Genomic DNA, 11,902 nt, shown 5'->3' with positions numbered 1-11,902 from the left:
ACGCAAAAGCCCCACGCATCCGATGCGTGGGGCTTTTGGCTGCGTGGCGCAGCTGTCTAGAAGTGGAAGTTGGTGGAGAACAGGGCCGTCCGACCGGCCGCCTGGTTGGCGAAGTGGGTCGAGAAGGCCTTGTCGTAGTAAGTCTTGTCCGTCAGGTTTTGCACGTTCAATTGCAGGTCGACGTTCTTGGTCAGTTTGTAGCTGGCCATGGCGTCGTAGCGTGTGTAGGACGGTACATAAACAGTGTTGCCGGCATCGCCGTAGACTTGGTCTACATAGAACGCGCCGCCACCGATGGTGAGCTTGGAGGTGACGTCGTAAGTGGTCCACAGGCTGAAGGTGTTCTTCGGCGTGTTGGGCATTTGATTGCCTTTGCTCGACCCCGAGCTGACCACACCGTTGCGACCATTCAGGCCGGATTTGACCAGTTCGCTGTCGAGGTAGCTGTAGCCCGCGAACACCTGCCATTGGTCGGTGATCTTGCCGCTGGCAGACAATTCCAGGCCGTCGACCTGGGACTCACCTGCGTTCTGATAGGTCAGGGCATCGACCAGGATGCGCGTGTTTTTCTTCTCGGTACGGAACACCGCGGCGGTCAGGGACAGTCGATCGTGGAACAGGTCCCATTTGGTGCCCAGCTCGTAGTTGACGGTTTCTTCCGGCTGCAGGTCGCTGGTGGCGGCACCGGCTGACAATGGGTTGCCGTCCGACCCTTCACCGACCAGGCCGCCGGCAGGCGTTGCCGAGGTGGCGTAGGACGCGTAGACGCTGGCGTTTTCCACTGGCTTCCAGACCAGGCCGGCCTGCCAGTTGAAGAATTGGCTGTCCTCTTTGATTTTGCTACGGCCTGTGGCGGAATCGGTGTTGGCAACGGTGTCGAAGGTGTCATAGCGCAGGCCGACGTTCAGCAGCCATTTCGGGTCCAGCTCAATGGTGTCGAATACATAGGCGCCACGGCTGGTGGCCTTGGTGGCGGTGCCGTAGTAGTTGCGTGCGATGCTGCCGGTCCAGGCGTCATCCGGGTTCGGGTTGCTCAGGGAGGTGCACTGGCCGCCCAGGCTGCCTTTGGCCACGGTGCAGATCGGGTTGGCGTTGGGGCTGAGGGTGTAGCTGCTCACGCGGGTTTCTTCGCCGGTGAACTCCAGGCCGGTGGAATAGCTGTGCTTGAAGCCCAGGGCCTGGAAGCTGCCGAACAGGTCGGTCTGGTTGGTGGTAGTGGTTGTGGTCGAGACCCGGCTGTTGGCGCGGCGCCACACCGTGCCGAACCGGTTGACGTTGAGTTTGCTGTCATCCGGTTGCGTCAGGATGTAATCCTGGCCAGTGCTGCCGTGACGCAGGGTGTTTTTCAGCGTCATGGTGTCGTTCAGGTCGTGCTCGATGGAGAACGTGCTGATATCGGCGCGGGTCTTGCGGAAGTCACGGTCCTTGAGGCCGTAGAAGTTGTTGCTGTCGCCGCCGTCGTTGGGTTTGTCATGCACATGCGCAGTCGCGGTCGACGAGCCGTAGCCGTACGGAATCCCCGAGTCCGGCAGGTCATTGCTTTCCAGGTGGTAGTAGCTGAGGTTGACGCGGGTCGGGGTGCCCAGGCCAAAGGTCAGCGACGGTGCCACGCCCCAGCGGTCGTAATTGATCGCGTCGCGACCGGCTACGTTCTGTTCGTGGCTCATCAGGTTCAGGCGGAACGCGGCGCTGTCGTCGAGGAACTGGCGGTTCACGTCGAGCACGTAGCGGCGGGTCTGGTCGGAACCGTAGGTGAAGCCGCCGTCGGTGAAGTCCCGCGCTTGTGGGGTCTTGCTCACCAGGTTGAGGCTGCCACCGGCCGAGCCACGACCGCCGAACGAAGAGTTCGGGCCCTTGCTCACTTCAATCGACTCGATGTCGAAGATCTCGCGGCTCTGGCCGCCCGTGTCGCGCACGCCGTCCAGGTAGGTGTCGCCTTGGGCGTCAAAACCACGGATGAACGGGCGGTCGCCCTGGGGGTTGCCGCCTTCGCCGGCACCGAACGTAATGCCCGGGACGGTGCGCAAGGCATCCTGCAGCGAAGTGGCGGCGGTGTCCTTGAGCACTTGCTGCGGCACCACGGTGACCGAGCGCGGCGTGTCGACCAGTGGCGCGGTGTATTTCTGCGACGAAGCTTTTTCGACCTGGTAGGAGGTGTTGTCCTGCTCTTCCCCGGTGATGCTGGTGGCGCCGAGGGAGATGCTGTTGCGCTGGCCTTTTTGTTCAGTGTCTTCGGCCGCTTGCGCCAGGTGGGCGACAGAGCTGGCGCTGAGGGCCACGCCGATGGCAGAGGCCAGCATGCGAGGTGAACTGGCAGGTATTTTTGTAATGGTGCGCGACATGACGTGTCCTTTCCCCAAGGATGTGAGGCCGCGGAATATAGGGTGAACAAGACTTTCTATCAATTGCGATACATTGCTAATTGCATTGAATTTACATTCTTTACACTTTTTGCTTACGGTTTTTACGAACTCGTTCGTCTGCCACGTTTTACAGGCCGGATAAGAATCAATACCATTGACGCCTCTCCGAATTCAGGTGTTGCCCTATGCTGCTGCACATTCCCGGCCTGTTCTCTCGTGAGGAGGTGCAGCGCATTCGCCAGGCTTTGGAAAACACCGACTGGGCCGACGGCAAAATCACCGCCGGGCACCAGTCCGCCAAGGCCAAGCACAACCTGCAATTGCCCGAGGGCCACCCGCTGGCCAAGGAAATCGGCGCGGCGATGCTCGAACGGTTGTGGAAAAACCCGCTGTTCATGTCAGCGGCGTTACCGCATAAAGTCTTCCCGCCATTGCTCAATTGCTACACGGCCGGTGGCAGCTTCGACTTCCACATCGACAATGCCGTGCGCCAGGCGCGGGGCAGTCATGAGCGGGTGCGCACCGACCTGTCGTCCACGTTGTTCTTCAGCGATCCGGACGAATACGACGGCGGCGAACTGGAGATCCAGGACACCTTTGGCCTGCAGCGCGTGAAGTTGCCGGCCGGCGACCTGGTGCTGTACCCCGGTTCCAGCCTGCATAAAGTCAACGCTGTGACCCGCGGCGCACGCTATGCCTCGTTCTTCTGGACCCAGAGCCTGGTGCGCGAAGACAGCCAGCGCACCCTGCTGTTCGAAATGGACGGCGCCATCCAGCAACTCACCCGCGACGTCCCCGACCATCCGGCGCTGATCCAACTCACCGGCACGTATCACAACCTGCTGCGCCGCTGGGTCGAGGTCTGACGTGGGCTTTTTATTGCGCCGTGAAGAAGTACTCAACGTCGAACAACTCCAATCCATGCTCGACGACTCCCCGGTGCGTGCAGCCCAGGCGATCCTGATCGCGGCCAAGGCAGGCGTGGTGGATGCCCAGGCGCTGCTCGGGCAAATCCTGCTGGAAGGGCGTGGTATTGAGCGCGATGAAGCCTTGGCGCTGCGCTGGTTCCAGATTGCGGCGCAGGGCGGTCACCTGATGGCGCGCAATATGACCGGGCGCTGTTTGGAACATGGCTGGGGGTGTGCGGCGGATGAAGCGGCAGCGGCGCGCAATTACCGTTTGGCCGCCGAGGCAGGGTTGGATTGGGCGCAATACAACTACGCCAATCTGCTGGCGACCGGGCGTGGTATTGCCCAAGACCAGCAACTAGCGCTGAGCCTATATCGCCAGGCAGCGGAACAAGGCCATGCCAAGTCGATGAACCTGTTGGGCCGCTATTTGGAAGACGGACAATGCTGCCCAAGAGATTTGGATGCTGCCGTGGATTGGTATCGACGCTCGGCCGAAGCCGGGGATTTTCGCGGGCAGTTCAGCTATGCGGCGGTGTTGGCTGACAGAGGTCAAATCGAAGCGGCGCTGGAGTGGTTGCGAGAGGCGTTGGTAGGCGGGAATTTGAAGTTTTTGCGCACGGCGCAGAAGGCGTTGGAGGCGGCAGACAATGCGCAAATCCGCGCGATGGCCGAACTATACAAAGGTCGCGCTATGCACCTCAACCCGTAGGAGCCGGCTTGCCGGCGATGGCGATCTTAAGGACGCCATCGCCGGCAAGCCGGCTCCTACAAAGGTTGAACGTTCCCGGGCGGGAAGATCAGACGTAGAACGATTTCAGCGGCGGGAAGCCATTGAACTCAACCGCGCTGTAGCTGGTGGTGTAGGCACCGGTCGACAACCAGTACAAGCGGTCACCAATCGCCAGGTTCAGCGGCAGGCCGTACTTGTAGTTTTCGTACATGATGTCGGCGCTGTCGCAGGTCGGGCCGGCGATGACCACTTCTTCCATCTCGCCTTTCTTCTCGGTCCAGATCGGGAACTTGATGGCTTCGTCCATGGTTTCGATCAGGCCGGAGAACTTGCCCACATCCGTGTACACCCAACGCTCGACGGCGGTACGGGATTTACGCGCCACCAGCACCACTTCGCTGACCAGGATACCGGCGTTGGCGATCAACGAACGGCCCGGCTCCAGGATGATTTCCGGCAGGTCGTCGCCGAAATCTTCCTTGAGGAAGCGGATGATTTCTTCAGCGTAGGTTTCCAGGCTGTTGGTACGGGTGATGTAATTGGCCGGGAAGCCGCCGCCCATGTTGATCAGCTTGAGGTGGATGCCGTCTTCTTCCTTCAGGCGCTCGAAGATCACTTTGACCTTGGCGATCGCCGCGTCCCACACGCTGATGTCGCGCTGCTGCGAGCCCACGTGGAACGAGATGCCGTAAGGCACCAGGCCCAGGTCACGGGCGAGGATCAGCAGGTCCATGGCCATGTCGGTCTGGCAGCCGAATTTGCGCGACAAAGGCCAGTCGGCCGTGGTCGAGCCTTCGGTGAGGATACGCACATACACTTTCGAACCCGGCGCGGCCTTGGCGATGTTGCGCAAGTCGGCTTCGGAGTCGGTGGAGAACAGGCGCACGCCCTTCTCGTAGAAGTAGCGGATGTCCTTGGATTTCTTGATGGTGTTGCCGTAGCTGATACGGTCGGCGCTGACGCCACGGTCCATGACCTTGTCCAGCTCGTAGATCGAGGCGATGTCGAAGCTCGAACCCTTGTCTTTCAACAGGTCGATGATCTCGACAGCCGGGTTGGCCTTGACCGCGTAATAGACCTTGGCGAATTCGAAACCGGCGCGCAGGTCATCGTAGGCCTGGCTGATCATCGCGGTGTCGATCACCACGAACGGGGTTTCTTGCTTGTCGGCGAACGCCTTCATTTTGTCAAAAGTGGCGCGCGCGAAATAATCTTCGACGTTGATCGACATGCTGGGAACTCCTAAGGGCAAACTAATTTGATCAATGGGTGCAAATGAACGTCCTCCGTATCCCCACTTTGGTTCGCCTACTTCCCAAGGCATGTCGCCGAAAGCAAAAAGGCCATGGGAACAACCGCTTCCCTTGGCCTTGCTGTCTCGTCGTCAGTACTTGAGCCGGATGGATCGTTTCCAGCATGGACGTTCGGCGCGAACTTTAGGACGTGAGGGGCCATAGATCAACTAAAAATGTCGCGTTTTTGCACGCGTTCGTCGCGGAGCCACGTGCAGCTACTTATGTAACCGACAGGTGTGACGGAATGATGTTCCCCGGAGGGGGCAAATCAGGAGGATTTGTGGTGCCTTCATCGCAGGCAAGCCAGCTCCCACAGGGGAGTGCATTTCAACAGATCAATGCAATTCACTGTGGGAGCCGGGCTTGCCCGCGATAGCGGTCTATCAGGCCAGCGCGGTTTCGGCAGGCGAGACGATGCTGGTCTTGCCCCCACGCGACTTACCAGAGCTCAGGTACTCGGCAATCGACTCCTGGGTCACTTCCCCGAGGAATACCCGCTCCGCATCCATCACCGGCAACCACGAGCGGTTGAACTCGTACATGCGTGACAGCAGGATGCGCAAATGCTCGTCGTACGCCGCCGTGGCGTTGAACTCGCGCAGGTACTGGCCGCAGGTACCGGTCTGACGGTGCAGGTCGCGACGTCGTACATAACCCAGCGCTTTGTTCTCGGCACAGGTGACCACCACGTAGCGGCGGTCATGTTCGTCCATCAGCTCCAGCGCATCGGCCACCGGGGTTTCCGGGCTGACTGACGGGGCGTTGTCCGCCGCGTCTTCGGCTTTCACCAGCAGCAGACGCTTGAGGGTGCTGTCCTGGCCCACGAAGTTGCTGACGAACTCGTCGGCCGGGTGCGCCAGCAGCGTGTCCGGATGGTCGATCTGCAGCAGCTTGCCGGCGCGGAAAATCGCGATTTTGTCGCCCAGCTTGATCGCCTCGTCGATGTCATGGCTGACCATGATCACGGTCTTGTTCAGCGCGCGTTGCATCTCGAAGAATTCGTTCTGGATCATCTCGCGGTTGATCGGGTCGACCGCGCCGAACGGTTCGTCCATCAGCAGCAACGGCGCATCGGCCGCCAGTGCACGGATCACGCCGATACGCTGTTGCTGGCCACCGGACAGCTCACGCGGGTAGCGATGCAGGTACTGCTTGGGCTCCAGCTTGATCATGCTCATCAACTCGCGGGCGCGGTCATGGCATTTCTGTTTGTCCCAGCCAAGCAGCTTGGGCACCACCACGATGTTTTCCTCGATGGTCATGTTCGGGAACAGGCCGATTTGCTGGATCACATAACCGATGTTGCGACGCAGGGTCACTTCATCGAGGTCGGTGGTGTCTTCGCCGTTGATCAGGATCTTGCCCGAGGTGGGCTTGATCAGGCGGTTGATCATCTTCAGCGTGGTGCTCTTGCCGCAGCCCGACGGGCCGAGGAATACGCAAATCTCGCCTTCGTTGACGGTCAGGCTTACGTCGTTCACGGCAGAGACAGTCTTGCCGTTGCTTTGAAAAGTCTTGGTCAGGTTTTGAAGTTCGATCATTTGAGCAGTCCTTTTGGAGTCAGCGAGCGTTGCAGCCATTGCAGAAGCAGGTCGGCGAAGATGGCCAGGAGACTGACCAGCACGGCGCCAACGATCAGCATCGACATGTCGCTGCGGCTGATGGAAGCCAGAATAAGTACACCCAGGCCACCGGCGCCGATGGTGGCGGCGATGGTCATCACACCAATGTTCATCACCACGGCGGTGCGCACGCCGGCGAGGATCACCGGCACGGCGATGGGCAGTTCGACCATGCGCAGGCGCTGGCCGAAGGTCATGCCGATGCCGCGTGCGGCTTCGCGAATACCCGGTTCCACGCCGGTGAGGGCGAGGTAGGTGTTACGCATGATCGGCAGCAGGGAGTAGAGGAACACGGCGGTGATCGCCGGCATCGGCCCCAGGCCCTGGCCGAACTTGGAGTAGAACGGCAGCAGCAGGCCGAACAGCGCGATGGACGGCACGGTCAGCAACACCGTGGCGCTGGCCTGCAATGGGCCAGCGAGGGGCGGGAAGCGCGTCATCAGAATGCCCAGGGGCACACCGATAAAAATCGCCAGCAGCACGGCGATGCCGACCAGGGTGATGTGCTGCCAGGTCAGGTGCAGGACTTGGGCCCAATCAAGATGGGAAAAGGCGTTCAGGAATTCCATGTCTTCTCCTCTTATTGATTGATGGGATGTTGGCGCAGGAAATCGGCGGCAACAGCGGAAGGGCTTTCATGGTCGACGTCGACGCGCGCGTTCAGTTGGCGCATGGTTTCGTCGTCGAACAGGTCGGCCAGCGGTTTGAGTTCAGCCGCGAGGGTTGGATGCTGGTCGAGGTATTCCTGGCGGATCACCGGTGCGGCGGTGTAGTCCGGGAAGTAGTGCTTGTCGTCTTCCAGCAGCTTCAATTTGAAGGCGTTCAGGCGACCGTCGGTGGTGTAGACCAAACCGGCAAACACTTGGCCGTTACGCAGGGCCGTGTAGACCAGGCCGGCGTCCATCTGCCGGGTGTTTTTGCGCGTGAGGTTCATGTCATACAGCTTGACCATGCCGCCCATGCCGTCGGAACGGTTGGCGAACTCGGTGTCCAAGGCCACCAGGCGCGTGCCTTTGGTTTTCTCTGCCAGGGCTTGGGTGAGGTCGCTGATGCTATTGATCTGCGGGAACTCCTCGGCCACATTCTCGGGCAGGGCCAGGGCGTAGGTGTTGCTGAAGCGCGACGGTGAGAGCCAGACCAGGCCTTTTTTCGCGTCGAGTTCTTTCACCCGAGCGTAGGACTGTTCGCTGTCGAGTTTCTCGTCGACATGGTTGTAGGCCACCAGCGACACGCCGGTGTATTCCCAGATGAGATCCAGTTGCCCGCTTTCCTGGGCACTGCGCGCCAGGTTGCTGCCCAGTCCGCCGGTCACACGGGCGTCATAGCCCTTGGTGCGCAGGTACTGGGACGTGATTTCGGCCAGCAGGGTCTGTTCGGTGAACACCCGGGCGCCGATGCGGATCACCGGTTTTTCGGCAGCTTGCGCAATACCTGCAAACAGCAGGACGCAGCTCAGTATCAGGGTCAGTCTTTTCATGTGATTTCCTTTGCCAAGCCTTAAGACGGACGCAACCCGCGTTCCAGCCAGAGGCGGCTGGCCATGGTCACCAGACCGTCGAGCAGCAATGCCAGCAACGCGGTGCACGCGGCGCCAAGCAGCAATTGCGGCTGATTGTTCAGGGCGATGCCGGGGAAGATCAGGCTGCCCAGGCTGTTGGCGCCGATCAGGAAAGCCAGCGGGGCGGTCCCCACGTTGATCGCCAGGGCCACGCGCACACCGCCGATGATGATCGGCACGGCGTTGGGCAATTCCACGCGAAACAGCACCTGGCGCGGCGTCATGCCGATGCCGGTGGCGGCTTCTTTCAGCGAGCCTTGAACGTTTTTGAGGCCTTCGTAGGTGTTGCGCACGATGGGCAGCAACGAGGCGAGGAACAGCGCGAAGATGGCCGGGCCGCTGCCGATGCCAAGGACGCCGAGGGCGATGGCCAGTACGGCCAGGGGAGGGACGGTGTTGCCGATGTTGAAGATCTGCATGAAGCGTTCTGCACGCCCGACCATGTTCGGTCGGCTGAGCAGGATACCGGCGGGGATGCCCACAATCAGGGCGGCCAGCATGGAGACAAGAACGAGGATCAGATGAGCTTGCAGGTAAAACAACAAATCGTCGCGGTACAGTTCGATCGTGTTGATGCCGATCCAGTGGACCAGCAGGGCCAAGAGGGCGACGACAACCGCTCCTCCTATCAGCCCTTTGCCATAGCGAATAGCCACAGGCGGACTCCTTTTTTCTTTTGTCGGCGAACACATTTCCGAGCGGCAATGCCATTCCTGGCTGTCGGCGAATGTGGTCGCGAAATGCAGCTCGTCGATACCGGCAATGCGGTATGTATTCGAGCCATGAGCGCAGCCTCGTCAGGCTAACTTGCTGATTTATCAGCCCCTGTTCCGAGTGCGGCAACAGGGGAGTGGACGTCTCTACCTTTTAAAAGGTTCCACACTTGGCAGCAATTAGCCACCCCCAATCGGGTGAACGGTGGTCCGGCCCCTGGGGTTTGCGCTATACTCGCCGCCCTTTTTTGACTCACCTGCCAGGCGATTTCCCATGACCCACCAGGCCGCCGAAGTCGCGAAACGCCGCACTTTCGCCATTATTTCCCACCCCGATGCCGGTAAAACCACCATCACCGAGAAGCTCTTGCTGATGGGCAAGGCAATCGCGGTGGCCGGCACGGTGAAATCCCGCAAATCCGACCGCCATGCCACCTCCGACTGGATGGAAATGGAAAAACAACGGGGTATCTCCATTACCACGTCGGTCATGCAGTTCCCGTATCGCGACCACATGGTCAACCTGCTCGATACCCCGGGCCACGAAGATTTCTCCGAAGACACCTACCGCACCCTGACCGCGGTGGACTCGGCGCTGATGGTCCTCGACGGCGGTAAAGGCGTAGAGCCCCGCACCATCGCGCTGATGGACGTGTGCCGTCTGCGTGATACGCCGATCGTCAGCTTCATCAACAAACTCGACCGCGACATCCGCGACCCCATCGAGCTGCTGGATGAAATCGAGGCCGTCCTGAAGATCAAGGCCGCGCCGATCACCTGGCCGATTGGTTGCTACCGCGACTTCAAGGGCGTGTACCACCTGGCCGACGACTACATCATTGTCTACACCGCCGGCCATGGTCACGAGCGCACCGAAACCAAGATCATCGAGAAACTCGACTCCGACGAAGCCCGCGCCCACTTGGGTGACGAGTACGACCGCTTCGTCGACCAACTGGAGCTGGTGCAGGGCGCCTGCCACGAATTCAACCAGCAGGAGTTCCTCGACGGCCAACTGACCCCGGTGTTCTTCGGGACCGCCCTGGGCAACTTCGGTGTCGACCATGTACTCGACGCCGTTGTCGACTGGGCGCCCAAGCCTCTGGCCCGTGTTGCCAACGAGCGCACCGTGGAACCGGTGGAAGAGAAATTCACCGGCTTCGTGTTCAAGATCCAGGCGAACATGGACCCAAAACACCGCGACCGTATCGCCTTCATGCGTATCTGCTCCGGCAAGTACGAAAAAGGCATGAAGATGCGCCACGTGCGCACCGGCAAGGACGTGCGCATTGGCGACGCCCTGACGTTCTTCTCCTCCGAGCGTGAACAACTCGAAGAAGCCTACGCTGGCGACATCATCGGCCTGCACAACCACGGCACTATCCAGATCGGCGACACCTTCACCGAAGGCGAAGCGCTGGGCTTTACCGGTATCCCGCACTTCGCCCCGGAACTCTTCCGCCGCGTGCGCCTGCGTGACCCGCTCAAGTCCAAGCAACTGCGCCAGGGCCTGCAGCAACTGGCGGAAGAGGGCGCCACCCAGGTGTTCTTCCCCGAGCGCAGCAACGACATCATCCTCGGCGCCGTCGGCGTGCTGCAGTTCGACGTGGTCGCCAGCCGCTTGAAAGAGGAATACAAGGTCGAATGCTCCTACGAGCCAATCACCGTGTACTCCGCGCGTTGGATCGAGTGCAGCGATAAGAAGAAGTTGGAAGAGTTCTCCAACAAAGCCGTGGAAAACCTCGCGGTGGACGGCGGCGGTCACCTGACCTACCTGGCGCCGACCCGGGTCAACCTGGCGCTGATGGAAGAGCGCTGGCCAGATGTGAAATTCCGCGCGACCCGCGAGCACCATTAAGGTCCAAGCGGTCGATGAAGGGCGAAGCTGTGATGGCGTCGCCCTTTTTTGTGCGCGCTGCACAACCCACCTGTAGGCGCTGGCTTGCCAGCGATAACGGTCTACCAGGCGATATGGATGTTGAGTATGAATTAGTTGGCGGGATGCCCACATCCGGTCTAGCGTTTCGAGTATTACATCCATTCACCGACGGATCAGGAGGCGATCTTGCGTATATCTCAACGCGCCATTCATCTGGTGCTGCTGGGGTGCCTTGGGGTGGCGTGTACTTCAGCGCTGGCCGGCGCCGGAACCCCTCAATGGAAAGACACCGGACCTGTCACCAAGAAGAAGCAGCAGGAGGTCAACTCCGGCAGCTGGCAGCCCCAGGCTCAGCCTGCGCCCAAGGAGGATGCAGAAAACCCCTATAACGAAGGGGAAGACAGCGAAACCTATGATGACGGTGACACCTGATAGCTGGCGCAAACCCTGTATCACAACTAGCTTCAAGGACTGGCGACGGTGGATCACTGTCGTACGGGCTTCATCTACTGACGGGACGGAAATCGACCATGAGTATTTTTCAACGAGTAGTGCTGTTGATAAAGGTGCTGGTGCTGATGTCTTTGGGAATGTCGGCGGCCTGGGCACATAACCCGATGCAGAGCGGCCAGGCGAGCTTTTCTGCGTCGCATGACGCGGGGCTGCTGCTGGCCAAGTCGGAAGCCGAGCCTGGGGACAAGGACCAGGGTGGTAGCAAGGACGACGATGATTCCACCACGAACGAACCGGACAGTGACGATCCGGACGACGATGATGGCGACAGCCAAACGTAGGTCCTGACCAAAAGAAAGCCCCTCCCACCAGGCTGAT

Annotated in this window: 11 protein-coding genes; 5 read left to right on the top strand and 6 right to left on the bottom strand. The window is 60.3% G+C overall.

The genetic code is table 11. The features are described from left to right. Positions 1–56 precede the first annotated feature (56 nt). Positions 57–2,342 (bottom strand): TonB-dependent receptor, encoded by a 2,286-nt coding sequence (locus tag AC0IYN_RS06185; protein WP_471840806.1) that lies wholly within the window; start codon positions 2,340–2,342, stop codon positions 57–59. A 206-nt stretch (positions 2,343–2,548) separates the two neighbouring features. Between AC0IYN_RS06185 and AC0IYN_RS06180 the strand changes: the two genes are divergently transcribed. Further along, positions 2,549–3,229, top strand: a complete 681-nt coding sequence (locus AC0IYN_RS06180) for a Fe2+-dependent dioxygenase (protein ID WP_406599076.1) — start codon at positions 2,549–2,551, stop codon at positions 3,227–3,229. Position 3,230: 1 nt separating this feature from the next. Next, on the top strand, positions 3,231–3,983 hold the full coding sequence (locus AC0IYN_RS06175; RefSeq protein WP_457239297.1) for a tetratricopeptide repeat protein: 753 nt from the start codon (positions 3,231–3,233) through the stop codon (positions 3,981–3,983). Between the two features lie 88 nt (positions 3,984–4,071). On the opposite strand, the gene AC0IYN_RS06170 is transcribed toward AC0IYN_RS06175, so the two are convergent. The 5 genes from AC0IYN_RS06170 to AC0IYN_RS06150 all read right to left on the bottom strand — a co-directional run bounded on the left by AC0IYN_RS06170 (position 4,072) and on the right by AC0IYN_RS06150 (position 9,171). Beyond that, positions 4,072–5,235 (bottom strand): type III PLP-dependent enzyme, encoded by a 1,164-nt coding sequence (locus AC0IYN_RS06170; protein ID WP_014716890.1) that lies wholly within the window; start codon positions 5,233–5,235, stop codon positions 4,072–4,074. A 447-nt stretch (positions 5,236–5,682) separates the two neighbouring features. Next, entirely contained in the window at positions 5,683–6,840 is a 1,158-nt protein-coding gene (locus AC0IYN_RS06165) for an osmoprotectant ABC transporter ATP-binding protein OsmV (RefSeq protein ID WP_025856259.1), read from the bottom strand. Further along, complete coding sequence (locus AC0IYN_RS06160) at positions 6,837–7,490, bottom strand: ABC transporter permease (protein ID WP_457267286.1); 654 nt, start codon at positions 7,488–7,490, stop codon at positions 6,837–6,839. Before AC0IYN_RS06160 ends, AC0IYN_RS06165 begins: the two co-directional genes overlap by 4 nt. An 11-nt stretch (positions 7,491–7,501) precedes the next feature. After that, complete coding sequence (locus tag AC0IYN_RS06155) at positions 7,502–8,398, bottom strand: glycine betaine ABC transporter substrate-binding protein (protein WP_457239583.1); 897 nt, start codon at positions 8,396–8,398, stop codon at positions 7,502–7,504. Between the two features lie 20 nt (positions 8,399–8,418). Further along, positions 8,419–9,171 carry an ABC transporter permease gene (locus tag AC0IYN_RS06150; RefSeq protein ID WP_234454787.1) on the bottom strand — a complete coding sequence of 251 codons (753 nt, stop codon included), beginning with the start codon at positions 9,169–9,171 and terminating at the stop codon, positions 8,419–8,421. Between the two features lie 295 nt (positions 9,172–9,466). Here AC0IYN_RS06150 and AC0IYN_RS06145 point away from each other — a divergent pair, with 295 nt between their 5' ends. The 3 genes from AC0IYN_RS06145 (at position 9,467) to AC0IYN_RS06135 (ending at position 11,865) form a co-directional block, all read left to right on the top strand. Next, a complete protein-coding gene (locus AC0IYN_RS06145) occupies positions 9,467–11,050 on the top strand; it encodes a peptide chain release factor 3 (RefSeq protein WP_078046847.1) in 1,584 nt (527 codons plus the stop codon). A gap of 207 nt (positions 11,051–11,257) precedes the next feature. Then, positions 11,258–11,503, top strand: coding sequence for a hypothetical protein (locus AC0IYN_RS06140; RefSeq protein ID WP_406596914.1), 246 nt, complete (start codon positions 11,258–11,260; stop codon positions 11,501–11,503). 98 nt (positions 11,504–11,601) lie between these two features. Next, positions 11,602–11,865, top strand: a complete 264-nt coding sequence (locus AC0IYN_RS06135; RefSeq protein WP_406596915.1) for a hypothetical protein — start codon at positions 11,602–11,604, stop codon at positions 11,863–11,865. The last annotated feature ends 37 nt before the right edge of the window (positions 11,866–11,902 follow it).

The organism is Pseudomonas sp. AC112, from assembly GCF_979253545.1.
The sequence above is the reverse complement of the archived record's forward strand: the minus strand, read 5'-3'. Positions and strand labels throughout refer to the sequence as shown.

Coding starts and splice junctions, on each gene's coding strand:
- AC0IYN_RS06160 (WP_457267286.1), bottom strand. CDS start 7,490: ATGGAATTCCTGAACGCCTTTTCCCATCTTGATTGGGCCCAAGTCCTG.
- AC0IYN_RS06165 (WP_025856259.1), bottom strand. CDS start 6,840: ATGATCGAACTTCAAAACCTGACCAAGACTTTTCAAAGCAACGGCAAG.
- AC0IYN_RS06180 (WP_406599076.1), top strand. CDS start 2,549: ATGCTGCTGCACATTCCCGGCCTGTTCTCTCGTGAGGAGGTGCAGCGC.
- AC0IYN_RS06135 (WP_406596915.1), top strand. CDS start 11,602: ATGAGTATTTTTCAACGAGTAGTGCTGTTGATAAAGGTGCTGGTGCTG.
- AC0IYN_RS06150 (WP_234454787.1), bottom strand. CDS start 9,171: ATGTGTTCGCCGACAAAAGAAAAAAGGAGTCCGCCTGTGGCTATTCGC.
- AC0IYN_RS06145 (WP_078046847.1), top strand. CDS start 9,467: ATGACCCACCAGGCCGCCGAAGTCGCGAAACGCCGCACTTTCGCCATT.
- AC0IYN_RS06155 (WP_457239583.1), bottom strand. CDS start 8,398: ATGAAAAGACTGACCCTGATACTGAGCTGCGTCCTGCTGTTTGCAGGT.
- AC0IYN_RS06185 (WP_471840806.1), bottom strand. CDS start 2,342: ATGTCGCGCACCATTACAAAAATACCTGCCAGTTCACCTCGCATGCTG.
- AC0IYN_RS06170 (WP_014716890.1), bottom strand. CDS start 5,235: ATGTCGATCAACGTCGAAGATTATTTCGCGCGCGCCACTTTTGACAAA.